Raw genomic sequence first — 25817 nt, 5'->3', positions numbered from 1 at the left:
GCAGGGAGAAGGTCAAGACAGGAGGAAGGCGCCGTGTGGCGGATCGGGGAGCTGGCGCGGATGGTCGGGGTATCCGAACGCACCCTGCGCCACTACGACAAGATCGGGCTGCTGGTCCCCGCCATGGTGGACCGCGCCAACGGCTACCGGTGGTACGGGGTGACCGAACTGGCCCGACTGGAACGTGTCCGCGGACTACAGCACCTCGGCCTGTCGCTACGCCAGATCACCGAGGTTCTGGACGCCCCCGACGCGCAGCTTCGGCAGGCCCTCGCCGAAACCGTAGCCGCCCTTCGCGGCGACATCGCGGCCAAGGCCGCCGCCGTGGCCGCCGCCGAGGACCGGCTCGCCGCACCGACGTCGGTCCTGCCCCAACGGGCCACGGTCGGCGCGCGCCGACTGCGCGTACGCCATCTGCACATCGACCACCCGTCCGCGCTGGCCGCACTCTGCCCACCACCGCCGACGACCCTGCTCACCTGGCTCAGCGGGCAACCCGCCGGAAACTTCGTCGCGGCCGTCACCGTCGATCGCGGAGGCGAACGGCTCGACCTGCCCGCCCGTTCGGTGGTGCGGGCCGTCGTCCCCCCGGCAACCGGAGTGGTCCGCGCCGGCCTCGACCTGTTCGACTGGCTGCACCGCCGTGGCCTGACCGTCGCCGGCCCCACCCTGGAGGAGCACCTCGTCGACGCTGAACACGCCGTCGCGACCGTCCTGGAGGTGCCCGTGCGGCCCGCGCCACCCCCGGGGCTCGCCCACCCCGGGGGTGGCGCGGATCAGCCGAGGGGTGGCGCGGTCCAGGAGGAGCGGATCAGCTCCCGCCCGGTGGCGGCGAGGTGGGCGGTCACGGCGAGCCAGGCCCAGGCGTACCGGTCCGGGTCGGGATCGGTGAGCCGGCCGAACCCGTCCCGGCCGCGCCGGTCGGACTCGTCGGTGAGCGCGGTGGCCACCGCGGCGGCGGTGGTGAAGCCGGCGCGACGCAGCGGGCCGGCCAGCCCGGCGCCCTCGCCGCGAGCCGCCTCGGCGACGGCGCGGCGACCACCGGAGACGGCCAGTTCCACCAGCCGGCGGACCCGCCACAGCGGGGACTCCGCAACCGCGTCGGGGCCGACGGCGAGCACCGGTTCGGTCATCGCGGCCGGATCGCGCGGCGGTAGGTGGCCGCCCTGGATCTCGTCGTAGCCGAGGTCGGCCCGGCCGTGCCAGCCTGCCGGCAGGCGGAGCGTGCTGGCCGCGCCGGGCACCGGGCCGACCGCGAGCGGGCGCAGCGTGCTGGCCCGGTCCGGGTCCAGCCGACCGACCACCCGGATCCGCAGGCCCGGCCGGGAGGCGAGCCGCCGGAGGTTGGCCAGGTGGGCCAGCATCGGGTGGGAGTCGGCCGGCGCCAGCCGGATCACCGGGCCGTCCGGCACCGGCGCGCGCTCCGCTCCGACGTCGGTGGCGGGGGCCAGCTCCCGGGCCAGCACCTGGTCGCCGACGGCACCGACCACCATCAGGTCACCGCCGACCAGCGCGGTCCCGGCCCGAGCCGGGTCCGCCGGGTCGTCGGCGGCCAACTGCGCGGCCACCACCTCGGCGAGCGGGCGGCTGAACAGTTCCGCCAGCGCTCCGGTGGACCAGTCGGTCTCGGCGAGCGGGCTGGCCCGGACCCCCTTGCCGGCACCGAGCCGGCCGTCCGGGGAGACGGTGCCGCCGGTGATCCGCAGGCCGCCGCGGGCCAGCACCGCGTGGTTGACCGCCACCGCGCCCATCTCGGTGACCGCACGGGCGCAGTCCCGCGCCCGGTCCGGGCCGCCCGGTTTCACGTCGCCGAAGGAGAGCCGACGCCCGTCGGCGGCGACCAGATGGGTGACCACCCCGGCGTACCCGGTCGCGCTGATCACCGGTTCCCGGCAGACGCCGTGCACCTCAAGCGGGCCGTCGGGTTGGTAGGCCCGGCGCAGGACACCGACCAGCGCCGGGTCGGGGTCGCCGGCGGCCAGCCGGCCGGACACGTACAGCAGGTCGTGCAGCACCTCGACCAGTTCGGCGAGCCGGTGGCCGGTCTGTCGTCCCCGCTGCGCGCGCAGGCCGCGTACCGTCCGCAGGGCGGCGCTCTCGGCGCGCGGCAGCCCGGCCAGCCGGGCGCTGTGGGCGGCCCGCAGCAGTTCGGCCTGCGGGACCGCGCCGGCGGCCGGCACGCCGGCCGCGAGCACGGCGGCGGCGGCCCGCCACAGCCCGGCGGCGGCCGCCCGTTGCGCCTTCGTCGGCGCCGGGCTCCGGCCGGCGGCCGCGCCAGCCGGTTTCCCGGCACGGCGGGGCGGCGCGGTGGCCGGGCTCTCCGGCGCTGTGGCGGCGGACGCGGCATCGGCGTGGCTGGCCGGGTCGGCGACCGGGGCGGCGAGCAGGACGGCGGTCCGGTGCAGGCAGCGGGGTGCCAGCAGGCAGCTGCACCGCGCCTGGTCCGGGTCGGTGACCGCGCCGGTCGGTCCGGGGGTCAGGGTGACCAGTGCCTCGGGGCCGCAGTCGACCGACAGGCCGTCGTCGACCCGGCCGACCGGGACTGCGGCCAGCCGTTCGACGGTGGCGTCCAGCCGCCTGTGCAGCCGGGGCGGCAGGGCCGCCACCGCCGCGGCGGCGACCCTCGGCAGCACCGGCGGCAACCGGTCGGTGGCCACGGCGGTGGCGGTGCGGTCCGTCAACGTGATCCTCCGCGGATGCGGTCGCCCACCCAGCGGGCGAGTTCGAGCGGGCTGAGAGCGGCGACCGGCATCCCGGCCGCGACGAGTTGCTCGGCGACCGGCACCGAGTAGCAGGGCATCCCCTGGTCGTTCAGCGCGGCGCAGCCGAGCAGATGCGCGCCGGAGCCGGCCAGCGCGCGGACCTCGCCGAGCAGTCCGGCCAGCGGATAGCCCTCCTCGAAGTCGCTGACCACCGCGACGATGGTGCGGCTCGGCACGGTCACCAGCGAGCGGGCGTGGGCCAGCCCGGCGGCGATGTGCGTGCCGCCGCCGACACGCACCTCCAGCAGCAGCGACAGCGGGTCGTCGACCCGGTCGGTCAGGTCGACCACCTCGGTGGAGAAGGCGAGGAAGTGGGTGGAGAGGGTGGGGACCCCGGCCAGTACGGCGGCGGTCAACGCCGACCACACCACCGACGCCTCCATCGAGCCGGACACGTCGACCACCAGCACCAGCCGCCAGTCGGCTTCCCTACGGCCCCGGGTGTGGAAGACCGGGCGTTCCGGCACCACCACCGTCCGGCCGTCGCCGAGCCGCTGGGTGTGCGCCAGGTTCTCCCGCAGCGTACGGGCGAGGTTGATCCGGCCACCGGGACGGCGGGACGGACGCGGGTTGGTCAGCCCGGTCAGCGCCGGCCGCAGCTGGGTCGCCAGCTGCCGGGTCAGCTCCTCCACCAGCCGCCGGACCAGGGGCCGCAGCTTGGCCAGCCGCCCCTCGGGCAGGCCACCGGCCAGCGACAGCACCGAGGTCAGCAGCTCCATCGAGGGACGCACCCTGGCCGGGTCCAGCTCGGCGAGCACATCGGTCCGGCCGCTCTCCACCGCTCGGGCGATGACCTCCTCGCGTACCGCGGTGCCGAAGAGCGCTTCGAGTTCGTCGGCCCAGTCGCGGGCGGTCGGGAAGGAGGCTTCCTGGCCGCCGCCGGCCGCCTGGCCGAGATCCGTGGCGCCCTCGCCCTGGCCCGCCCCGTACAACTCGTCGAGGGCGCGGGCGTAGCGGCGGGCGTCGGCCGGCAGCCGGTCGGGTTGGCGGCCGAGCAGCAGCCGCCACCGGTCCGCGGGGGTGAGCTGGGCGGCCGACGTGACCGGCCCGGGTGCGGCGCCGGCCGGGGTGTCGGCGGGACCGGCCGGCGGGTCGGGGATCGGGATGTCCCGGGCGAGCAGGGCGGCCCGGCCGGCCGCGTCGGCGGCGGCCCAGCGGGCCAGCAGCTCGGGCGGGGCGGCGAGGGCCAGATCGAGCCGGTCGCCCAGCCGTTCGGAGACGGTGTCCAGCAGCCGGCCCCGGGCCGCCGGGGTGAGCACGTCGAACCCGCCGCGCAGCGCCGGCAGCCGGTCCAGGAAGTCGGCGTCGGCGAGCCGCTCGATCCGGTCCAGCAGCGGGTCCAGCGCGGCCGGGGCGGACTGTAACAGCGGGTGCGCCGCGGTCAGCAGGCCGCCGAGCAGCCGGTGCAGGCTCCGCCGGGTCTCCGGTCCGGTCGCCGCGTCGATCCAGCCGGCCACCCGGGTGCCCAGGGTCTCCAGGTCGGTCAGGTCGAGCAGCACCCGGGCGGCCAGGGCGGCGCCCTGGATCAGCGACGAACCGGCCCGGGTCAGCTGGCCGAGCGCCTCGTCCAGACGCAGCCCGATCCGGTCCTCTCCGGCCCGGACCGCGAGGTCGACCAGCGCGGCGGCGTCCGCCGGGGCGTCGCTGCCGGCCAGGCCGGGCAGGCCGCGGACCGCCGCGTCCAGCAGTACGACGGCCAGCTCGGCCGCCTTGCCCCGGCTCTCGACGGTGGTGCCGGGCAGGTGTTCCCGGCGCAGCCCCTCCAGCAGGTCGAGCGCGGCCAGCAGCTCGGGCAGCGTGCCGCTGCCCGGCAGCACGGCGGCGACCAGTTCGAGCCGGTCGGTGACCAGTTCGGGCAGGTCACAGCGGGCGGCGTCGGGTAGCCCGGTGAGCAGTTGCGCAGCGGTGGGGCCGCCGTCGGCGGCCTCCCGGCGGAACCGCTCCCGCAGGGTGCCGGCGGCGGCCAGCGCGGCGGTGACCCCGCGTACGCCGACCAGGTCCAGCCGCGCTGCCACGGACGGCGTCCAGGCCAGCTGCCAGCGGGTGGTCAGGGCGGCACCGTCGCCGGTGCCGGAGACCGTGGTCGGCTCGCCGTAGCCGATGCCGCAGACCTGGAGGCGTTGCAGCAGGACCTCCCGCCGCCCGTCCAGCTCGGTACGCAGCGGGTCCAGCCGGACCTCGCGGGACTTCGGGCTGTCCGGGTTGGGCAGCCGCAGCGCGGCGAGTTCCGCCTCGACCGCGGGGCCGAGCCCGGAACGCGGCGTGCCGGGGGCGATCCGGCCCCGGTCGGCGCCGACCAGCACGGTCTCCAGCGCCTTGGCCAGCGCCCGGCCGCGGCCGAGCAGTTCGCCCTGGCCGAGCACGGTGGTCACCGCCTCCAGCAGCTCGCCCCGGCCGGGGGCGGGCAGGCCCCGCAGCCGGGCCAGGTCGCCGGCCAGCCGTACCGTCTCGGCGGCCTCGCCGGTGCCGGCGGTGTGCCCGGCCGCGCGCAGTTCCCGGCACAGGTCGGTGACCGCCCGGGCGGCGGCGGCCCGGATCCGTTCCGGGTCGCCGGCAGCGGCGAAGACGGACTGCTGCCAGCGCGGGTCGCGGATCCCGGCCGGATAGCCGGACCGGGAGTCGAGCAGGTCGAACCCGTACGGCACCAGCGAGGTGACCGCCGGATCGGAACCGTCGGCGGTGGCCGGCGCGGGTCGGGTCGTCACGGACCGGACCGGACCGGCCGGCGCCACACCGTCGCGGGTGGCGGCCACGGCGACCGCGTCCGCTCCGTCGCCGGTGTCGGAGGTTGCCGCGGCGAGCAGGGCCGGGGCGTGGAAGGCACCGACGACCGCGGCGACCCGCCGGCCGTCCGCCCCGGCCTCGGCCAGCACCCGGCGCATGTGCCGCTCGCGGGCCAGGTCCCGGGCCGGTACGCCGTCGCCTTCGGCGCTGTCGGTGCGCATCGCCCAGCCGACGCCGAGGGCGGCGCGGCGGAGCGCGTCGGGCGGGCAGCCCGGGGCGCGCACCTCGACCACCCGGTCCCACAGGTCGTCGCCGTCGCGGCCGGTGCCGCTGGCACTGAGCGCGGCGGCGTAGGACCGGCGCGGGCCGGGCACCGGCACACCGGCGGCCAGGTCCGGACCGCCACCGGCGGCCGGCTCGGACTCGGTGGCCGGGTCGGGGTGGCAGGTCCAGCCGGGGTCGGTCAGCGGCAGGTCGCAGCAGAGCACCTCGACGTCACGCTGCCGGGCCCAGCGGATCGCGGCCAGCTCCGGGGAGAAGTCGGCGAACGGGTAGAAGCCCATCGGCCCGTCCGTGCCGTGGCTGCCGACCAGGGCCAGCGGGGCCCGGGCGTCCGGATCGGACAGGTACGGCAGCCAGCGCTGGAAGTCGGCCGGCAGCTCGACACAGACCACCTCGGCCCCGGCGGCGTCCAGCAGCGCCGGTACCACCGCCGCCAGCGCCGGGCTGTGGTGTCGTACCCCGATCAGGTACGGCCGGAGAGAGTCGGCGAGCGCGTCGACCACCACGCGCGGGTCGGGAGTCGTCGGGGCGATCGTTGACGGGCCGACGGCCGGCGGGGCCGGGTCGATCGGCGTGCTGGTGAGGATCGTCAACGCAGGCTCTCCCGCCGGTCCCAGAGCCGACGCCACATCGCCGAGCCTTCCTCGGCGCGGCGGCGGACCGGGCCGTCCCAGTAGCCGAGCAGCCGGGCGTGGTCGTTCTGGTCGTCCTTGCGGACCACGCCGAGCAGGTGCCCGGGTACCAGGTCGAGCGCGTCCCCACCGGGCAGGTACGCGGCGGCCAGGCCGAGCGACGCCGCCACCTGCACCGCCTCGGCGGTGGACATCACCGTGCCGGGCCGTTCCACGTCCCAGCCCTCGCCCGACCGGCCCGAACGCAGGTCGCGGAAGACGGTGACCAGCGCCTCCAGCACCGCGTCGTCCACCGTGTACGCCGCGCCCGCGCGCTGCACGGCGGCGCTGGCCTGCCGGCGAACCAGGTCGGTCTCGGTGTCGGCGTCCGAGATCGGGTGGATGGTCTCGAAATTGAACCGGCGCTTGAGGGCCGAGGACATCTCCGACACGCCCCGGTCGCGCAGGTTGGCGGTGGCGATCACGGTGAACCCGGGCACCGCGCGGATCAGGCCGTCCCCGGAGCCGGCGAGTTCCGGCACGTTCATCCGCCGGTCGGAGAGGATGGAGACCAGCGCGTCCTGCACCTCGGGCAGGCAGCGGGTGACCTCCTCGATCCGGACCACCCGGCCGGAGCGCATCGCGGTCAGCACCGGCGAGTCGACCAGTGCCTGCGGGGTCGGGCCCTGGGCGAGCAGCAGGGCGTAGTTCCAGCCGTACCGGAAGGCGTCCTCGGTGGTGCCGGCGGTGCCCTGCACGGTCAGCGCGCTGGTGCCGCAGACCGCGGCGGCCAGCAGCTCGGAGAGCATGGACTTGGCGGTGCCGGGCTCGCCGACCAGCAGCAGGCCCCGCTCGCCGGCCAGGGTGACCACGCACCGCTCGACCAGGCTCCGCTCACCCACGAACTTCGGCGGGATGGTCATGCCGGCCGGCAGCGCGGTGCCGTCCGGGGCGGTACGCCGCTCGGCGGGCAGCTGCAACGTCTCACCGTCGCTGCCCTGGATGAAGGTGACCACGGCGCGCGGGGTCAACGCCCAGCCCGGTGGCCGGGCCCCGTCGTCGTACGCGGCCAGGAAGGCCAGCTCGTCGGCGTACCGCTGTTCGGCGGAGAGGACCTGGGCGGCGGTCTCCGGCGCCGCGGTGGGGCGGACGTGTTCCGTCACGGTCACGGTGTTCCTCGATCTCTCTGGTTCGGCTGATGGGGCGTAGGGGGAAAGGGGTCAGCCACGGATGGGCAGGTTGTCGAACCGGGGCCGGTCGCCGTCGCGGAGGCGTTGCCAGGCCCGCCGGTAGAGGTCGGCGACCGGCGCGAACGGCACGGTCACGCCGAGCCCGGCCGTGCCGTCGGGTGCGAGGTCGAACAGGCCGACCTTCCAACCTTCGATCGGCGCCTGCCCGCTGCCGCGCTCCAGCCATCGGCCGGGCAGGAAGAGCGACCGTCCGGCCCGGGACCGGCTGGCCTCGATGACCAGGTCGGTGCCGGCCAGTTCGGCGCGGGCCGCCTTCAGCCGGGCCGGCTTCCAACCGGTCCACTTCGCCGTGTTGCGGTCCGTCGGGTCCGGCATGGCCAGCAACATCAGGTACACCGCCGCCGCGTCGCCGGTCAGGCCGTGTGCCGCGGCCACCTCGGCCACCTGATCCGGGACCGAGCGGGTCGGATCCTGCGGCCACCAGGTCCCGTCCGCCGCCCGCGCGCCGCCGGCCGGCTCCCCCGGATCGCCGAGCAGCGCCGCGAACCGCGGGTCGCGGACCAGGCGCAGCGCCACCTCCATCGGGTACGGCTTGGCCGCGTCGGCGCGCAGCGCCGGCAGGTACGGATCCGTCCCCTCGGCGTCGAGCAGGTCCGGCCGCAGCGCGGGCGACGGTTGGCTGTCGTGGGTGGCCAGGACGATGGCCCCGTACCGTTCCCAGCCGGGTCCGGTCTCCGACGGGCTGCCCGCCACCTGGCGGAACGCGGGCAGGGAGACGTACTGGTCGAGGTCGAGCAGCAGGTCGGGGTTGGCCAGCCGGTCCCGGATCACGGACAGCGCGGCCGGCAGCGCGGCCCGGCACGGGTCGCCGGCGGGCGTGTGGTGGGCGACCCAGGCGGCCACGGCGACCGCGGAGCGCAGCACCTCACCGGTGAAACCGACCGCCCGGTCGTCGACCTGCCGGGCCCGGTCGCCACTGATCTCGAAGGCCAGGTCGGTGCTGAGCGCGACCGACCGGGCCGGGGCGAGCAGGGCGGGCAGCGCCTTCGCGGGTCCCCAACCGGCGCGGACCGCGCGCGTCGCCTCGGCGAGCAGCTGCTCGGGCACCACCACCCGACGCCCCAGCGCGTCGTTCCAGAGCGCCGCGGCGGCGGCCACGTCCGGTCCGGTGATCCAGAGCTGGGCCGGGTCGTGCGGCAGCAGCGCCGAGACCACGGCCCGCCGGAGTTCCGGGCTGGCCTCGTTCAGCATGGCGAAGGCCAGCTTGACCTCGCCGACCTGCTTGACCCCGAGCGCCCTGCGCAGCTCGGTCGGCACCGTCTGCGCCGAGTCCACGAAGGGCAGGCCGGCCAGCACCAGCTTCGCGGTGGTGGGGGTGACGCCGGTCAGCTCGGCGAACCGCTCGGCCGCTTCCGGCCGCCAGGGCAGCGGGCCACGGGCGGCCCACTCGGTGTGGAACCCGGCCAGCCAGCCGGCCGGCCGCCGGTCACCGACGGGCGCCGAGGAGCGCACCGTGTACGGCTCGGGCACGGCGAACACGCCGGCCGGGTCGTGGTACAGCGCGTCGAAGGAGTAGCCGGTGGACGTGCCGCTGACGTCCAGGACGGCGACGAACGCCCCGTCGGGCAGTGGCAGGATGCCCGGCCCGGGGTACCGGCGCTTGCCGTCGGGGCCGTCCAGGTCGCCGTCGAGCAGGTGCAGCTCGAACCGGCGCCACCGGGCCGGCTCGGCCGCCGTGCTGAGGTCGAGCCGGTCCAGTTCGGCGAGCAGGGCGCGCAGCGTGTCCCGATGTTCGTCCGGGGTGACCGCCGCGACGGCCCGGTAGGCGACGGCCGCGACGCCGCCGAGCAGCGACCACCAGCCCAGGGCGTTCGGCAGCGACGCTCCGTCGAGGTGCAGTCGTACGGGTTGGCCGGTGGGGTTGGACCGCTGGGCGGCGAACGCCTGGAACTGGGTGAAGGCGTGGGCCGACCGGTTCGCCCCGTACGCCGTGCCACGCAACCCGTCCAGGGCCAGGTTGAGCCGCTCGTCGGTGGGGCCGGTCGCGGTGGCCACCGGCACCGCCGCCGGTTCGGACAACGACCTGGTGAGCCGCTCGGTCACCACGTCCAGGTCGGTGCGTACCCGGGCGGCCAGCCGCAGCATCCCGGCCACGCCGGCCAGCACCGCGTCGTGGCTGATCGCCGGCAACGTCGACCGGACCAGCTCGACCAGCGGGTCCTCGACAGCGGTGCTGGCGGATGGTCCGGTGCCGGACCGCGCGACGGCCGGGGACTGCGGGACGGCGGCGGTAAGGCCGGTGCGGGCCGGGGTGGCTGCGGTCGTCCGGGACCGGGAGGCCGCCTGGGCCGCCGCTTCGGCCAGGGCGGCGCGGTGTTCGTCGAGGGCCGCCTTGAACAGCGCGTCGACGGTGTCCCGGTCCATCCGGCGCAGGACGGCCGAGCCGGCCGGGTCCCGGGGCAGCAGGTAGCCGAGGAAGTTCTCCCCCGGCAACGGGACCGCGCCGGGGGTGCGGTCCGGGCTGGTCTGCGATTCGACCGTGGCCGACACCACGCCGTCCGGGTCGACCAGGACGACGCCCTTGAGGACGGCCCGGGGCCGGTCGTCGCCGGGCAGCACCAACGCCGCGACCGGCTCCTGCCCGGGGGCCACGGTGACGGTACGACCGGCCAGGTCCTCGCCGCGGACCGTGCCGTCCGGCAGCGTGGTCACCCGCCAGCCGAGCAGCCCGTCCACCGGCGTCGCCGACGGGGTGTCCCGGCCGGACAGGGCCGGCCGCAGCCAGCTGGCCGACTCCTGGAGGCGGCCCGCGCCGGCCGCCGGGTCGGCCAGGAAGCCGGGCAGGCTGCGCCGGCCGTGGCTGTTGCTGGCCGGGTCGTACTCGCGCCAGCCGTGGTCGTCGTCCTCGCCGCGGCGGTAGACCCAGTGGGAGGTGCCGTCGGTGATGACCGGCAGCGCGCACGGGACCGCGGTGTCACCGACGTGCAGCACGCCGTCGCCGGTGGTCCGCCCGCCGCCGGGCAGGGGCAGGGTGATCTCGCTTCCGCGTGGCTGTCTGCCGTGGTAGTGGCCGGCGAGGGGCTGCGGCTCGCCGGGCGACGAGTGCCAGTAGCCGCGCAGGTCGTAGCCGAGCGCCTGGGAACTCCAGTAGACCAGCAACTGGCCGTCGACGTAGTGGTAGCCGGGTTGGCCCCAGATGTCGTCGGCCGGGATGCGCAGGTCGTGACGGAGCACGATGCCCTCGGCGCCGATCACGCGGACGGTGGTCGGCCCGCCCAGGATCACGTACGGCCAGGCTTCCTGCCGGGTCAGCTCGACCCGGTGGTCTCCGCCGGTCACCTCGTGCCAGGCCAGCTCCCAGTCCGGCCAGCCGAGCTCGTCGACGAGCCCGCCGCGCAGGCTGCGGGCGACGTGCTCGGTGAGGTCGACATCGAGGGCCGGCCCGAGGCCGCCGGCCGGGCCGGGGTCATCGGTGCGCTCCTCCGCGACCAGGCGCAGCGCCTCGACCGGGAGGTTGCCCAGCCAGTTGACCGATTCCGGCAGGTACGGCAGCCCGGTGGTGAAGCGGTCCCGGATCCGGGCCCGCAGCCAGTCGGTCAGCAACGGCTGGATGCCCGGCGCTGCCGCCACCCGGCGCAGGGCGGACTGCTTGCCGTCGAGCTGGTCGAGGCCCCGGCGCAGGATCCCGGTGAACCGGTCGTCGCCGGCCACGGCGACCAGATCCCGCTCTCCCCCGCCGGTGGCCCAGTGCGCCAGATCCAGGGTGTCGCGCCCGGTCGGCGGGGCGACCGGCAGGTCGAGGGCGAGCAGCAGGTCGAGCAGGTCCAGGTCGCCGTCGGCGTCGAGGGTCTCGTCGCTGCCGGCCAGCTCGGCGCGCAGCCGGTCGGCCATCCGCTCGACGAGTGGATACAGCTGCGCCACCCGACGACTCCGGTTGCCGGAGTGGGCCCGGCTCACGAAGCGGCCCAGCCAGCCGACGGCGCCGTCCTGCGGGCGGGCCGGATCGGGCACATCCGGGTCGAACAGCCCGGTCAACGCACCGGTGTCGGTCAACAGGGCCAGCCACCGGACCAGGTCGTCCTGGTCGGCGGGCATCAGGTCGAGCAGGCTGCCGCGGATCGCCGGGTCGCGGCCGGCCAGCGTCGTCACCGCCGGCAGGTGCGCGGTCCACCAGCCGGCCGGCGCCTCGGCGGCCACCGGCAGCCGGAGCAGCTCGGTCAGGTACGCCCCCGCACGGTCGGCGACGGTGCCGGCGCCGGCCTTACCGGCGGCCTTGGTGGCGTTGCGGACCAGCCGGTTCACGGCGTTGGCCGACTGCGTGGACGGCGTCACGCCGGCGGCTGCGGCCCGGAGCGCCAGCCGGCAGAACCGTTCCAGCGCCTCGTCGGCCGGCAACTGGGCGGACAGCGCCTTCGCGTGGCCGGCCAGCGCGGTCGCGGAGACCACCTTGGCCGCCGCGAACTCCAGGTAGACCTCGTCCAGCCGGTTCAGGTCGACCGGCAGACCGTGCTGCGCCTCGGCCCTGCGTGCCTTGTTGAACAGCTGCGTCGCGTAGGCGTCCTGCCCGGCGGCCAGGAAGACCCGGGCCGCCTGCTCGAAGAAGGTCGGCAGGAAGTGCGGCAGCGTACGGGCGAACCGGTCGGCGAGGCTCTGGTGCCCGTCCAGGGCCGCCTTCGGCCGTGACCGTGCCTGCTTGGCGAGCTTCTGTAGCTCCGGCGCCACCGCCAGGGCGTGCCGCCCGTCCGCCGGGTGGTGCACCAGCACCCACTCCGGAAAGGCCAGCGGGCGGCGTGGGCCCAGCCCGACGACGGCCGGCTCGGCCCCCGGTGTCAGGCCGAGGAAGCCGACGGCGATGTCCTCGCCCTCGCCCAGGGCGGCGTCGACCAGGCGGACCACCGGCCGGTCGTCGAGGGCCGGGTGCCGATAGCTGCGGACGGTGAGCGGCACCGCCCGGCCGCCGGCCCCGGCGGTGTCGGTCGGCAGCACCGCGCCGGCGGCCAGCAGGCTCTCGGCCGAATCCTTGCCCGACCTGGTCGTCATCCCGGTCACGCCGCCTTCCCCGATCCGGTCAGGGCGCCGGAGAGTGCCGTCGCCATCCGCATTCCTTCCGACCAGGCCACCGGCCCGACCTCGGTCAACCGCAGCGGCGGTCCCGCCGCGACCGACCAGGAGAGGTTGCCCAGGGTCGCCTCGGAGTCCCAGTAGTCCTCGTCGAACCACAGGGCCGCCTCGACCGTGTGGCCGGCCTCCCAGACCCGGCACTTGACCTGCGCTCCGGAGACCCGGAAGCCGAGCGTGGCGGCCCGGGCGGCCAGCCGGTTGGGGACTCTGGCACCGCGGAAGTCGGTGACCGTGGTGTCCCGCTTCCGCAGGCTGGCGGGCTTGCCCCAGGTGCCCCGGTGCAGTTGCTCGACCCGCTGGGTGACGTCCAGTTCGTCGGCGAACTCCCGCAGGTCGGTCAGGCCGGGCAGGCACACCGGGTGCGGCAGCGTGGCGCTGGCCGGCGAGAGCCGGACGGTCTCCCCGTCGAGGTTGACCACGCGCAGGTCGCCGCCGTCGGTGACGTCCCGCAGGAAGCCCGACTCGGCCGGGTCCTCCCCGAGCACCACGAGGTCGCGCAGCGCGTCCCGCCAGGCCGGGTCCGGCCAGACCCGGGCCAGCAGCCCGGTCGGCACCGGCAGCGAGGACACCACCCAGGCGTCGACCCGGGCCAAGCATTCCGCGGTGTGCCGGTCGAGCCACTGGGCGAGCTGGCGCAACCGGTCCACCTCGGAGGTGTCCCGCAGCGCCTTCGGCAGTGTCTTCAGTGGACGGCCGGTGGCCCGCGGGCCGGTGGAACGGGCCGCCACCTTTCCGTCCACGAGGGAGATCTCGTACGAGTCTCCCACCGGTAGCCAGCCCATCAGGAACACCCTCCGCAGTGGCGAACAGCCAGATTTCTGGATGAATCGTCCTCGATCAACGACGCAGCGCACGCTAACAGTAGTGACCGACACGATCAGGCCCATCTGCGCGAGCACCGGAGCCAGCCCGGCGGCGGATGGCGGACGGGACCTGCGAAAGCCCCAGCTCCGGTCAGCGCGAGCAGGCTCCCGGGCGACACAAGCGGTGACCCAGGTCACATCACGGCCTGGTCGCGCGGGGTGGCGGGTCCGGTCAGCCGCCCGTGGTCAGCTGCTCCACCCGCCGCGCCAGGTCGTAGGCGCGCACCGCGCTGCCGGCGAAAATCTCGTGCCGCTGCCGGGCCGGCAGCGGCGGCAGCGCGGCCTCCAGTGCCCGGCGTACGCCCGGATAGTCCGATCGGAGCAGGCATACCGGCCAGTCCGAGCCGAACATCAACCGATCCGGGCCGAACTCCTCGATCGCGACCTGGACGAACGGACCGAGGTCGGCTGCTGACCAGTCGGGCCCCGCCTCGGTGACCAGACCGGACAGTTTCGCCGTGACGTTGGAGTTGGCGGCCAGGGCGGCGAGCGGGCCGCGCCAACTCCGCAGCCCCGCCTCGCCCTCGTCGATCCGGGGTTTGCCCAGATGGTCGAGGACGAACCGGAGCTGCGGCACCGCCCGTGCCGCCCGCGCCGCCGCCGGTAGCTGGTCGGCGCGGACCACCAGGTCGAACACCAGCCCGGCGGCGGCGATCTCGGCCAGCCCCCGTCGCACGTCGGGCCGGTCGAGGTGGTCGGGGTCCGCCTCGGCCTGCACCTGTGCGCGCACCCCGACCAGCAGCTCTCCGCCACGCAGCCGGCGGTAGCCCTCGATGGTGGCGGACACGTCGCCGGCCGCGACGTCGAGCCAGGCCACCACCCCGAGGATCGGCGCCGTGTCGGCGGCGTAGCCGAGGAACTCGGCCGCCTCGTCGGGGTGGCAGCGACCGCCCTCCACCAGCACGGTGCCGTGTACGCCGGCCGCGGTCAGCTCGGCGACCAGGTCCGCCGGGGTGAACGGGCGGCGGATGGCCGCCACCTCCGGCGCGTCGAGCCAGTCGTAGCCACGTTCCGGCCGCCAGAGGTGATGGTGCGCGTCGATGATCATGTCGCCGGCCCTCCCGCCGCCACCGCTACATCGGGAAGCGGCCGCGGCGCCAGTGCCAGTGGCGGCCGGCCTTCAGGTGGTCGACGATCGCGCGCTGGAGCACGGTGCGGCGGGGCAGCTGGTCGAGGGGCGTGGTCAGGGTGCGGAACACGAACCGCAGCACCTCGATGTCGGCGTCCGGCCCGTCCTGCTCCTCGTAGGGTTCCAGCGCGAACCTGCGCTGGAACCGGACGATGTTGGATTCCTCGGGCAGGTATTCCTGAAGCTGCGGGTCGAGCAGCCACGAGCCGCAGGAGAACTCCGTGTAGCGCTCCTCGGGAAAGTGGCGCGGGAAGAACGCGCGGGCCTCGTCGAGCGACGCCGCGACCGCCTCCGGGGTCATCGGACCCGAGTCGGGGATGTGCAGTTCGAGGGTGCTGCCGCCGCGATGGTGTTGCAGCCGGCCCAGCTCGTAGACCGCGCCGCGGGCGTGCAGCGTGAGCCAGCTCTGCATGACCGGCCAGCCCTCGCGGTGCATCCGCCGGTCGATCGCGAGATTGCGGCCCAGATCCGCGAGGGCCACCCAGGACACCGTCTCGGCGATGCCGTGGTCGCGGTGGTACCGCGTGACGGTGTCGACCAGGGCCAGGTACGCGTACACGTAGAGGTGTTGCCAGGCGGGGCCGCGTTCGCGCGGCAGCGCCGGACCGGGCGACAGCCAGCCGTGCCCCCCGAGGTCGGCCCGGACCAGGGCGATCGAGCGATCCAGCAGCCAGCGCAGCTCCGGAGTCCACAGTGGTGAATCGGGGTCCGGCCAGCCCGCCATGATCTCGGCGGCGTCGTCCGGCCGCACCGCGAGCCGGTCGAGGATCGCGGGCACGTCGGCCTTGGCGGGCAGCGGAGCCGACGGCTGGTCGCCGGCGAGCTGGTGCACCCGGTCGACCTCCTCGACGGGTACCCCGAGCCGGGCGGCGATGTCGTTCAGATCCACGCGGACGACCCTACCGGCCGGTCGACGTCTCCACGGGCCCGCGCCGACCGGGCAGATTTCCGAAACCTTCCGGAAGTTCTGGTCACGGCAGTGGTGCCGTCATAACATGCACGCGCTTGGATCCGCCCCGGGAAGCCGATGCCCGGCACACCCCACCGCCACCCCAACCTGCCGTAAGGGACCGTCGATGCGCCTCTGGAACCTGTCCCATCGATCACGACGCCGATCGCGAACCCTCGCCGTACTCTGCTCGACCGCGCTCCTCGCGGCCATCGCCACCGCGCCCGCCCCGGCCGCCGCCGCGCAGGCCATCCTCGCCAACGACTTCGAGTCCGGCTCGTACGCCCCGTGGGGCCCACGCGGTGCGGTGACCCTCGCCATCGCGGACGAGGGCCACGAGAGCGACCACAGCCTCTCCGTCACCGGCCGGACAGCCAACTGGCAGGGCCCGGCGACGAACGCGACCGCACTGTTCAGACCCGGCACCCGGTACACGGTCAGCGCGTGGGCGAAACTTCCGGCCGGCACCGAGGGCACCGCCGGCGTGCACTTCACCGTCGAGGCGACCCCGGCCGGCGGCGGCGACACCTACACCTGGATCGGCGGCAACGTCCCCGCCACCGCGGAGGGCTGGGTACGCATCGGCGGCGACTACACGCTGCCCGCGGGGCTCAGCGCCGCCACCCTCTACGTCGAGGCGGAGGGCAACACCCCGTTCCTCCTCGACGACATCCTGATCACCGGGCCGGACGGCGGCGGCGGGCCGGAGCCGGGCGCCACCGTCATCGACACCGACTTCGAGGACGGGCTGGACGGCTGGGGTCCGCGCGACGGTGGCCCCGGCGCCCCCACGGTCACGCTCACCGACGTCGCGCACGGCGGCGCATCGGCGGCGCTGGTCACCGACCGGGTCAACCAGGGCGCCGGCCTCGGCCGCGACGTGACCAGCCGGTTCGAGACGGGCGTGAGCTACGAGTTCAGCGCCTGGCTACGGTTCGCCGAAGGCCAGCCGACCGACCAGATCTGGCTCAGCCTGGCCAGCACGACCGGCGGCAGCCAGTCGTTCAGCACCCTCGCCCAGTTCGAGACCGTCACCAACGCCGGCTGGACGCAGGTGACCGCCCGCTTCACGATGCCGGCCGCCGACAGCGCGTTGCTCTACTTCGAGACCCGCTGGCAGGGTGCGGACGTGGCCGGCAACACCAGTGACTTCCTCGTCGACGACATCGTCGTACGGGTGCCCGAGCCCCCGGTCATCGAGGACCTCACCGGCATCCACGAGACCACCGACTTCCCGGTCGGCGTGGCGATCGACAGCCGGGAGACGATCGGCGCGGCCGCCGAGTTGCTGACCCGGCACTTCAACCAGGTCACGCCGGAAAACCACATGAAGCCCGAGGCGTGGTACGACAACGAGGGCACCTTCCGCCCGCACGACCAGGCGCTGGCGCTGATGGACTTCGCCCGGGACAACGACCTGCGCGTCTACGGCCACGTGCTGGTCTGGCACAGCCAGACCCCGGCCTGGTTCTTCCAGGACGCCGCCGGGCAACCACTGAGCACCTCAACGGCCCACCAGCAGCTGCTGCGCGAGCGGCTGCGGACCCACATCTTCGCCGTCGCCGAGTCGCTGAGCCAGCGGTACGGCCGGTTCGGCTCCGCCACCAACCCGCTGCACGCGTTCGACGCGGTCAACGAGGTGGTCAGCGACAGCGGCGAGTACGCCGACGGCCTGCGCCGCAGCGAGTGGTACCGGATCCTCGGCGAAAGCTACATCGACCTGACGTTCGAGTACGCGCACGAGGCGTTCAACGACGTCTACGCCGTCGAGGACGCCGACCCGGTCGCCCTGTTCATCAACGACTACAACACCGAGCAGAGCGGCAAGCAGGCCCGCTACCGGGCCCTCGTACAACGACTGCTCGCCCGCGGCGTGCCGGTTCACGGGGTGGGCCACCAGTTCCACGTCTCGCTGGCCACGCCGATCGGCAGCCTGGAGGCCGCGCTGGAGGCGTTCACGGACCTGCCGGTGACCCAGGCCGTCACCGAACTCGACGTCACCACGGGTACCCCGGTCACCCAGGCGAACCTGATCGAGCAGGGCTACTACTACCGGGACGCCTTCCGGATCTTCCGGGCACACGCCGAGGACCTGGCGGCCGTCACCGTCTGGGGCCTCACCGACGGCCGATCGTGGCGCTCCGGCAGCGGCGCGCCGCTGTTCTTCGACGACAACCTGCGGGCCAAGCCCGCCTACCACGGGGCGGTGGACGGCGAGCTGCCCGCCCGGCTGCGTGCCGCCAACGTCTTCGCCGGCGACGTGGCGCTGACCGCCGGCGCGCCGGCCGATCTGACCTGGCGCAAGCTCCCGCTGCACCGGGTGGAGGAGAAGGCGCGGTTCCAGTTGCGCTGGGCACCGGATCACCTGACCGCGTACGTCACGGTCGACGACGCCACGGTCTCCGGCGACGACCGGGTCAGCTTCGTCCTGGGCGGCCAGACGTACCACGTCTCCCGCGACGGCAGCGGTGACGTGCCGGCCGTGGTGGCCAACCGGGACGGCGGCTACCACCTGGTCGCCCACCTGCCGCTCGCCGGCGCCGCTCGGGGCGACACGCTCACCCTGGACGTGCGGGTCCGCGACAACGGCGCCACGTCCGGCTGGAACACCCCGGGTGCGATGGGCACCCTCACCCTGGTGGAGGAGCTGTCGTACCTGGAGGTGCGCGAGGCCGCCAGCGCGCCGGTCATCGACGGCACGGTGGACGCCGTCTGGGCCCGGGCTGGCGCGGTGACCACGGCCAAGGAGGTCTCCGGCACCGGCGGCGCGACCGCGACGGTGCGTACCCTCTGGCGGGGCCAGACGCTCTACGTGCTGGCCGAGGTCGCCGACCCGGTGGTGGACGTCTCCGGTTCCGACCCGTGGATCCAGGACTCGGTCGAGTTCTACGTCGACGCGGGCAACGCCAAGAACGGCAGCTACCGCTACGACGACACCCAGATCCGGATCAACGCCGACAACGTCGTGTCGTTCGGCACCGGCGACGAGGCGTTCCAGGCGGGCCGGCTGGAGAGCGCGGCCGTGCGTACCGGGACGGGCTACACCGTCGAGGCGGCGATCAGCCTGCTCGAATACGGTGGCCTGGACACCTTCCACGGCCTGGACTTCCAGGTCAACGACGCGTCGAACGGCACTCGTACCGCGATCCGCAACTGGGCCGAGCAGGAGGGGGTGGGCTACCAGAGCACCGCCCGGTGGGGCGTGGGCCGGCTGGTGGCCGGTTCCAACGTGGATGTCACCCTGACCACGATCGCCCGCTGGAACTCCGACAGCGGCGGTGGCTACTGCGCGACCATCACCGCCACCAACGCCGGCGACAGACCCGTCGAATGGACCGCCGTCGTCGATCTCAAGGGCAACATCTACGACGCGTGGAACTTCAAGCGGGAACGCCTGGCCGACGGTGATTACCGGATCCGGGGCGTGGACTGGAACCGGACCCTGGCGCCGGGGGCCAGCACCTTCAGCATCGGCTACTGCGCCAACCTGTGATCCCCGGCGACGACGCCAGCCGACGAGGCCCCGAGCGGCCGAGCCGGTGACGCAGCTCCGGTGGCGGCCACCCCGGTGGCCGCCACCGGACGGCAGGCCACGCCCTCCGGGGCGGGTAGCGGTCAGGAGGCGGCGGCGGGCCTTCTGGTGGGGTCGGCCGAGGCGCCGCCGCGAGCGGGACGGCGGGTGAGGACCTGGGGGCCGGCGGCCGTGATGGCCACGGTGTGTTCCGAGTGGGCGGTGCGGGAGCCGTCGGCGGAGCGGATCGTCCAGCCGTCGTTGTCGAACTTGATCTTATTGGTGGAGCGGCAGAACCAGGGCTCGATGGCGATGGTGAGGCCGGGTACGAGTCTCATCCCGCGGCGGGCCCGGCCGCTGTTGGCGACGTGCGGGGCCTCGTGCATGGTACGGCCGATGCCGTGACCGCCGAACTCGGCGTTGACGCCGTAGCCGTAGGAGTGGGCGACCTCGCCGATCGCGGCCGAGACGTCGCCGAGGCGACCGCCGGGCTGGGCGGCGGTGATGGCGGCTTCCAACGCGACCTCGGTGGCCTCGATCAGGGTCAGGTCGGCCGGATCGGGGGCGCCGACGACGACGGAGAGCGCGGAGTCGGCGACCCAGCCGTCGATGCCGACCGCCATGTCGATGCTGAGCAGGTCACCGTCGCGCAGCACATAGTCGTGCGGCAGGCCGTGCAGCACCGCGTCGTTCACCGACAGGCACAGCACGTTGCGGAACGGGCCCCGACCGAACGACGGGGCATAGTCCCAGTAGCAGGATTCGGCGCCGCGTTCGGAGATCCGGCGGCGGGCGTGGTGTTCGAGATCCATCAGGTTGACGCCGACCGCGGCGACACCGCTCAGCTCGGCGAGCAGCTCGCCGACGAACTGGCCGGTCACCGCCATCCGGCCGATCTCCTCGGCGGACTTGAGCTCGATCACGACAGCCTCCCCTCCGTGTGCGGTATTTTTATACCACGCCAGGCCGGGGCCGCTCCGCCGGGATATCCTGCTTGGCATGGTTCGCCAACCACTCACCGCCGAGCAGATCGCCGCAGGTCAGCGCCTCGGAGCCGCGCTCCGGGCCGCGCGGGCCGGCCGCAGCCTCGTCGAGGTGGCCCTGGCCGCCGGCATCTCCCCCGAAACACTGCGCAAGATCGAGGCGGGCCGCCTTCCCGCACCGGCGTTCGGCACCGTGGTCTGCCTCAGCCAGGCCCTCGCCGTCCCCCTCAGCGACCTGGCCGACGTCTGGCTGGCCGACCTGCCCGCCCGCCAGGCGTCCTAGAACCACCCGCCAGCTGCGGAAACGAGATCGTGGACAGTTCCACAGCGACTGGCCACGATCCCGACTGGACGAAGCGGAGCGCCGCCATCGCCGGGGCGAGGGTCACACCGGGGTGCGGGACCACTGCTGGTTGGCGCCGCCGTGGCAGCCGTACTGCTGGATGTCGGCGCCGTCGCCGGTGCCGGCGTCGACGACGTCGAGGCACTTGCCGCTGTGGCGGGCGCGGAGTTGGTAGTAGCTGCCGGTCGCCACCCACTGCCATTGCTGGTTGGTGCCGGCGCCGCAGGTGTACTGGATGATGTTGGCGCCGTCGGCGGTCGAACCGGCGGCGACGTCGAGGCACTTGCCGCTGTTCTGGTTGACGACGCGGACGTAGCCGCCGCCGGCGTCCTGGAACTCCCAGCGCTGGTTGCCGCCGCCGTTCCAGCCGTACTGTTTCACCTCGGCGTTGTTGGCCGTCGAGTTGCTCACCACGTCCATGACCCGGCCGCTGTTGCGGTTCGTGATCCGGTAGTACGTCGGCGCGTTCGCGGTGATCGTGCCGGTGGCCGCGTCGATGGTGATCGACGGGGCCCAGGCCAGGCTCATGCTGGTGCTGGACGGAAAGGTGATCGGCAGCCAGACGTACTGCGAGTCGTTGACCGGGCCGCCCCAGGCGCCGGCCCAGCGGTCGCCCAGGTAGAGGTAGCTCGTCGTGGCGGTGCCCTGGATCGGCAGCACGAATGTCGGCTGGGAGCGGAAGGTGGTGGAGTCCCCCACGTCGGTCCAGCCGGTCCACGGGCCGGAGATGCTCGACGCGGTCGCGTACCTGGCCTGGTTCGGGCTCCAGCCGGTCGCGCCCGAGGTCAGCATGAAGTAGGTGCTCCCCCGTTTGAACAGGGCGGGAGCTTCGCGGTGGGCGTCGTTCCAGAAGTTGCCGACCAGGCTGGCGACGTTGAGGTGGTCCGCGGTGAGCCGGTAGATGTGCAGGTCGTAGTTCTCGTCGGCGGCCGAGATCATGTAGCCGGTGCCGTTGTCGTTGTAGAGGGTGATGTCGCGGGACATGTGCCCGAGCGGGCGGAAGCTGCCGTGGTAGGTGTAGTTGCCGTCCACGGTCGCCGACGAGGCCACGGCGGCGCGGGCCTCGCTGTAGTTCGTGCCGTTCTCCTTGTGCATCCACATGACGAAGCGCCCGGTGCCGGCGTTGTAGATGACCTTCGGCCGTTCGATGTTGGCGACCTGTAGTTCGGCGGCGTAGGACTGGGTGAGCACGTCGTTGCGGTACTCCCAGTTGCGCAGGTCGGTGGAGCGGTAGACGGAGACCGCCCGGAACGTGTTGTTCGGGTGGCGGTTCTCGCCGAACCAGTAGTAGTAGCCGCCGACCTGGAGCACCCCGCCGCCGTGGGCGTGCACCGGGTTGCCGCTCGCGTCGGTGAACTGGGTGCCGTTGGTGATGGTGACCGGCGCCGCCTGGGCGGGCCTGCCGTCTCCGGTGACCGCCGCCACCACCAACCCGCTCGCCACGACGAGCGCCGTCGCGAGCGCCAGAAGCCGTCTGCTCGTTCGCACTGTGTTGCCCCCTTCTCGGGCCCGTGCCGCGCCGTCCGGACGTTGACGGTTCACACGTGGGCAACCCATTGGTAATCGGTGGCGATCCAGCGAGCCAGAGTTCGAGCCAATTTATTCATGGACATCAATAATTAGCTGGAGATCGCGTCAGGAACCGCTCTGCGAGCCCTTCCCCCCGAGCGGTGGCGCCAGCGCCGGCGGCACGGCCAGGCCGCGCAGTTCCCGACTGGCCAACAGGTAGCCGGCCTGGAAGCGGCTCTCCGACCCGAGGCTGGCCATCATGTCGGCCACGTACCGGCGGCAGGTCCGCACCGACAGGCCCAGCCGCCGGGCCACCGCGGCGTCGGTCAACCCCTCGGAGAGCAGCCGGGCGATCAGGCCCGTCAGGCCCTGCGCGATGCCGGCCGACTCGTCCGGGCCGGTGCGGTACGGCTCGGCGGCCTGCCACAGCCGCTCGTACTGGTGGGCCATCCAGCCGATCACGTCGGCGTTGCGGATCATGATCGCGACGCTCGGACTGTCGGGCGCCTCGATCAGCGCGGCCGTGCGGTCGAAGACGAGCAGCCGGCCGAACTCGTCGCCGGCCGTGCGCACCTCGGCCCCCGCGGCACACATCCGGTCCAGGTACGCCCGGACTCCCGGGTCGAAGCGGGCCGCGTGCTGATGGAGCAGGCGGGTGCGGACCCCGCCGCGGATCGGCAGGGTGTCCCGGAGCGCGGCCTCCTCCAGCAGCCCGCCCGAGCGGCCGTTGCCGGGCTGGGCATTCAGGATCTCCCCGGTGCACTCTTCGCTCAACTCGACGATCATCGCCCGGACGGCGGCCAGCGACTCGACCCGCTGCACCGGCGCGGGCGCGGCCAGGCTCGGGCGTTCGGCCTCGAAGATCGGCACGAAGTCGCGCAGCCGGTCCCGCATCTCGTCGATCTCGGCGCGCCGGGCGCGTATTTCGTGTTCCAGCGGGCGCAGCACGTGCTCGGCGGCCTCGTGCGGGGGCACCGCGACGAAGCGCTCGCCCGAATGATGGCGCAGCAGACCGAGACTGATCAGATGGGCCACCGCGCCGTGCACCTCCACTGGCGACAGCCCCAGCCCGCGCGGCGCGTTTTGGATCACTTCATGACGTAGCACGTAGCCGTAAACCAGGCGTAGATGCTCGTCCGGGGGGCGGCGCTCGTTCATGGCTCCTTTGTGTCCGCTTTCCCTGTGGTTTGCGCGTGAGGCAACAAGCTGCCATGCACCTTATACCTCTGGGACGGGGCGGACGGGCCAAAGTGGAGGGTGTCAAGCTGCACACCGTAACCGCTTGACGCCGGAGAGAGATCGCATTCCTGCGATCCGGCGTGGGTCGCTTCGCAGCCCATGAAGATTGGTGGCACATGATTCTCACCGGGTCCGAGATCGCGCGAGAACGGGCCAACGGCCGCATCACGATCGAGCCCTTCACGCCGGAGCAGGTCAACCCGAACAGCTACAACTTCCGGCTCGGCAGGACGCTCCGCGTCTACCAGCAGATGCCGCTCGACGCCCGCCGGACCAACGAGTTCGAAGAGATCGAGATCCAGGACGACGGGTACGTGCTGGAGCCCGGCCGGCTCTACCTCGCGCACACCGTCGAGGTGCTGGGCAGCGAGCACTACGCCCCGACGTTCGCGGCCCGCTCCTCGGTGGCCCGGCTGGGCCTGTTCATCAACCTCTCCGCCAGCCTCGGCGACATCGGCTACACCGGCCAGTGGACGCTCCAGCTCTACAGCATGAACCGGGTACGGGTGTACCCGGGCATCAACATCGGCCAGATGATGTGGTGGCAGCCGCGCGGCGAGATCCTGCTCTACGACGGCAAGTACCAGGGCTCGGTCGGCCCGCGCTCCAGCGACATCCACGTGGACTTCGACAAGCAGTTCGCCCGGCAGCGCTTCCCCGGGCTGGGCGCGTCCATCGACGTGGCCGAGGTGGGTCCGAAGTTCGCCGAGCTGGCCGCGTCCAGCCACCGGTTCCGGGTGCCGAGCGCGTTCGTGGTGCCGGCCGGCGAGTTCACCAGCGCCCTGACCGAGGAGCAGCAGGCCGCGCTCGCCGACGCGTTCGTCGACCTGCGCGCCACCGTGGGCGCCTTCTTCGCCGATTCGGTAGCGAAGATCCAGAAGATCGGCGACGGCATCCGGCTGCCCGAGGAGGCCCGCAAGCTGCTACGCGCCCGGCTCGCCGAGATGTACGGCAAGGATGCCGAGGTGCCGCTGGCGGTCCGCTCGTCCGGCCTCGACGAGGACACCGAGGCATCCAGCCTGGCCGGGGTGCACCAGTCGATCCTGGGCGTGACCGGCGCGGCGGCGGTGATCGCCGCGGTCGAGCGGTGCTGGCGCTCCTACTACGAGGCGCCCGCGGTGGCCGCCCGCATCCGGGCCGGCAATTTCGACCCGACGCCGCGGCTCGCGGTGATCGTGCAGCGGTTGGTCCAGCCCACCCTGGCCGGAGTGGCGTTCACCGGCCTGGACGGCGACGACGCGGTGACCGTCGAGTACGTCGAGGGCCTCTCCGACGAGCTGGTGGCCGGGGTGGCGGTGCCGACCCGGGTCAGCTCGACCACGATCACCGACCAGACCCCGGACGTCGCGGTGCTGCGCCAGGTCGTCGAGCTGGTCGAGGAGCTGCGCCGCACCCGCGAACAGGACGTGGACGTCGAGTGGGCGGCGGACGCGGCGGGCGTACACCTGATCCAGGTGCGCCCGCTGACCGCCACCCGGAACCTGACCCGCAGCAGCGCCGAGCCGCTGGTCCAGGCGTACCGCCTCTATTTCGACGCGCTGCCGCCGACGTTCCACCTCGGCGAGGTGGCCGCGGTGTACGGCAGCTACGTGGCCAAGCGCGGCCCGGCGCACCGGATGGCACACGAGCACGGCGTCGCCACCGGCGCCGGCTGGGTGCTCCAGTTCAACGGCCGCGGCCTCGCCGACCCGGCCACCGCGGCGGCCCTGCGGGAGACGCTGCGCGGCGGGTCCGACGAGTGCGTGCTCGACTTCGGTGACACCCTGCGGCAGATCGTGGTGGCCAAGGACGACGTGCTGGACAACCTGGCCGCCACCACCGGCGCGACGGCGGACGGCACCGCGTTGCAGGCCGTGGTGGTGCGCGACTTCATCCGCGGCCGGCTCGGCGTGATCTCCCGGCTGGCCGGGGACGGCGGCCTGGTCGTGGAGTACACGCCCGAGGGGCTGATGGCGCTGAACCGGGGCACCGCGGGCGGCGAGACCATCGTGGTCACCGACGTGGCGCAGGGCTTCGACGCGGACGGCAACGTCCGGATGCCGGCGAGCGGCACGACGCTGCGGCCGTACCTGGGGCAGATCGCCCGGTTCACCGCGGCGATGCACGCCAAGCACGGCCCGGTGACCCTGGAGTGGGTCTTCGAGGGCGACCGGCTCCACTTCGTCGACTACTCGGTGCTCGGCGACCACGACACGGTCTCGGTGGCACACGGCGAGGTGTGCATCTCCGCCGGCACCGCCCGCGGCCCGCTGCTGCGACTCGACGACGACGAGTTGCTGCGCCGGCTCTCCATCGGTCCGGCGGTGAGCATCGACAAGTCCCAGGACGTCAGCGAGCACGAGGGCCTGGCCCGGATCCTGGCACGGGTCAGGGCGTACGAGGAGAAGCCGATCGTGCTGGCCGCCCGGCCGTACGCGGTGCTCAGCGTCCTCATCGACCACGTCGCCGGTTTCGTGTTCGACCAGGGCTCGGCCCTGGGTCATCTGGCGATCCTGCTACGCGAGGCGGGCGTGCCGGCCGTGGCCGCCGCCGGGGTGGACGGCGACGATGCAGTGATCAGCGATGGCACGGTCACCACGACCGGCCGCAAGGGAGAATGAA

General features: G+C 74.0%; 14 protein-coding genes and 1 pseudogene. 4 read left to right on the top strand and 11 right to left on the bottom strand.

Annotated elements, in window-relative coordinates:
- Positions 1–60: 60 nt before the first annotated feature.
- Positions 61–186, top strand: a pseudogene (locus ACQPYA_RS13530) (MerR family DNA-binding transcriptional regulator); the annotation flags it as partial.
- Positions 187–216: 30 nt separating this feature from the next.
- On the opposite strand, the gene ACQPYA_RS13525 reads toward ACQPYA_RS13530, so the two are convergent.
- The 8 genes from ACQPYA_RS13525 to ACQPYA_RS13490 form a co-directional block, all read right to left on the bottom strand.
- Positions 217–759: a hypothetical protein gene (locus ACQPYA_RS13525; protein ID WP_433533729.1), complete on the bottom strand. Its 543-nt coding sequence runs from the start codon at positions 757–759 to the stop codon at positions 217–219.
- A 17-nt stretch (positions 760–776) separates the two neighbouring features.
- Positions 777–2681 carry a hypothetical protein gene (locus tag ACQPYA_RS13520; RefSeq protein ID WP_433532930.1) on the bottom strand — a complete coding sequence of 635 codons (1905 nt, stop codon included), beginning with the start codon at positions 2679–2681 and terminating at the stop codon, positions 777–779.
- Positions 2678–6361: a vWA domain-containing protein gene (locus ACQPYA_RS13515; protein ID WP_433532929.1), complete on the bottom strand. Its 3684-nt coding sequence runs from the start codon at positions 6359–6361 to the stop codon at positions 2678–2680. Before ACQPYA_RS13515 ends, ACQPYA_RS13520 begins: the two co-directional genes overlap by 4 nt.
- Positions 6358–7548, bottom strand: a complete 1191-nt coding sequence (locus ACQPYA_RS13510; protein WP_433532928.1) for an ATP-binding protein — start codon at positions 7546–7548, stop codon at positions 6358–6360. Before ACQPYA_RS13510 ends, ACQPYA_RS13515 begins: the two co-directional genes overlap by 4 nt.
- A 51-nt stretch (positions 7549–7599) precedes the next feature.
- Positions 7600–12618 (bottom strand): hypothetical protein, encoded by a 5019-nt coding sequence (locus tag ACQPYA_RS13505; protein ID WP_433532927.1) that lies wholly within the window; start codon positions 12616–12618, stop codon positions 7600–7602.
- Complete coding sequence (locus ACQPYA_RS13500; RefSeq protein WP_433532926.1) at positions 12615–13472, bottom strand: DUF4132 domain-containing protein; 858 nt, start codon at positions 13470–13472, stop codon at positions 12615–12617. Before ACQPYA_RS13500 ends, ACQPYA_RS13505 begins: the two co-directional genes overlap by 4 nt.
- Positions 13473–13725: 253 nt before the next feature.
- The gene (locus ACQPYA_RS13495; protein ID WP_433532925.1) at positions 13726–14601 is read right to left on the bottom strand and encodes an amidohydrolase family protein; all 876 of its coding nucleotides are present in this window, start codon (positions 14599–14601) and stop codon (positions 13726–13728) included.
- A 25-nt stretch (positions 14602–14626) separates the two neighbouring features.
- Positions 14627–15571 (bottom strand): acyltransferase domain-containing protein, encoded by a 945-nt coding sequence (locus tag ACQPYA_RS13490; RefSeq protein ID WP_433532924.1) that lies wholly within the window; start codon positions 15569–15571, stop codon positions 14627–14629.
- A 187-nt stretch (positions 15572–15758) separates the two neighbouring features.
- Here ACQPYA_RS13490 and ACQPYA_RS13485 point away from each other — a divergent pair, with 187 nt between their 5' ends.
- Positions 15759–19124 carry an endo-1,4-beta-xylanase gene (locus ACQPYA_RS13485; RefSeq protein ID WP_433532923.1) on the top strand — a complete coding sequence of 1122 codons (3366 nt, stop codon included), beginning with the start codon at positions 15759–15761 and terminating at the stop codon, positions 19122–19124.
- 122 nt (positions 19125–19246) lie between these two features.
- Here ACQPYA_RS13485 and map read toward each other — a convergent pair whose 3' ends face one another.
- Entirely contained in the window at positions 19247–20065 is an 819-nt protein-coding gene (gene map / locus ACQPYA_RS13480; protein ID WP_433532922.1) for a type I methionyl aminopeptidase, read from the bottom strand.
- A 76-nt stretch (positions 20066–20141) separates the two neighbouring features.
- On the opposite strand from map, the gene ACQPYA_RS13475 reads away from it, so the two are divergent.
- Positions 20142–20408, top strand: coding sequence for a helix-turn-helix domain-containing protein (locus tag ACQPYA_RS13475; protein WP_433532921.1), 267 nt, complete (start codon positions 20142–20144; stop codon positions 20406–20408).
- Positions 20409–20510: 102 nt separating this feature from the next.
- On the opposite strand, the gene ACQPYA_RS13470 is transcribed toward ACQPYA_RS13475, so the two are convergent.
- Together ACQPYA_RS13470 and ACQPYA_RS13465 are read right to left on the bottom strand one after the other, a co-directional pair.
- The gene (locus tag ACQPYA_RS13470) at positions 20511–21956 is read right to left on the bottom strand and encodes an RICIN domain-containing protein (RefSeq protein WP_433532920.1); all 1446 of its coding nucleotides are present in this window, start codon (positions 21954–21956) and stop codon (positions 20511–20513) included.
- A 147-nt stretch (positions 21957–22103) separates the two neighbouring features.
- A complete protein-coding gene (locus ACQPYA_RS13465) occupies positions 22104–23135 on the bottom strand; it encodes a hypothetical protein (protein WP_433532919.1) in 1032 nt (343 codons plus the stop codon).
- 197 nt (positions 23136–23332) lie between these two features.
- Between ACQPYA_RS13465 and ACQPYA_RS13460 the strand changes: the two genes are divergently transcribed.
- Positions 23333–25816 (top strand): dCTP deaminase domain-containing protein, encoded by a 2484-nt coding sequence (locus tag ACQPYA_RS13460; protein WP_433532918.1) that lies wholly within the window; start codon positions 23333–23335, stop codon positions 25814–25816.
- Position 25817 lies beyond the last annotated feature (1 nt).

It is taken from the genome of Micromonospora sp. CA-263727 (assembly GCF_050942455.1).
Classification (GTDB): Bacteria; Actinomycetota; Actinomycetes; order Mycobacteriales; family Micromonosporaceae; genus Micromonospora.
The sequence above is the reverse complement of the archived record's forward strand: the minus strand, read 5'-3'. Positions and strand labels throughout refer to the sequence as shown.

What these genes read in the sequence shown, in the direction of transcription:
- ACQPYA_RS13500 (WP_433532926.1), bottom strand. Translation starts at nt 13,472, where the DNA reads ATGGGCTGGCTACCGGTGGGAGACTCGTACGAGATCTCCCTCGTGGAC.
- ACQPYA_RS13495 (WP_433532925.1), bottom strand. Translation starts at nt 14,601, where the DNA reads ATGATCATCGACGCGCACCATCACCTCTGGCGGCCGGAACGTGGCTAC.
- ACQPYA_RS13485 (WP_433532923.1), top strand. Translation starts at nt 15,759, where the DNA reads ATGCGCCTCTGGAACCTGTCCCATCGATCACGACGCCGATCGCGAACC.
- ACQPYA_RS13475 (WP_433532921.1), top strand. Translation starts at nt 20,142, where the DNA reads ATGGTTCGCCAACCACTCACCGCCGAGCAGATCGCCGCAGGTCAGCGC.
- ACQPYA_RS13465 (WP_433532919.1), bottom strand. Translation starts at nt 23,135, where the DNA reads ATGAACGAGCGCCGCCCCCCGGACGAGCATCTACGCCTGGTTTACGGC.
- ACQPYA_RS13460 (WP_433532918.1), top strand. Translation starts at nt 23,333, where the DNA reads ATGATTCTCACCGGGTCCGAGATCGCGCGAGAACGGGCCAACGGCCGC.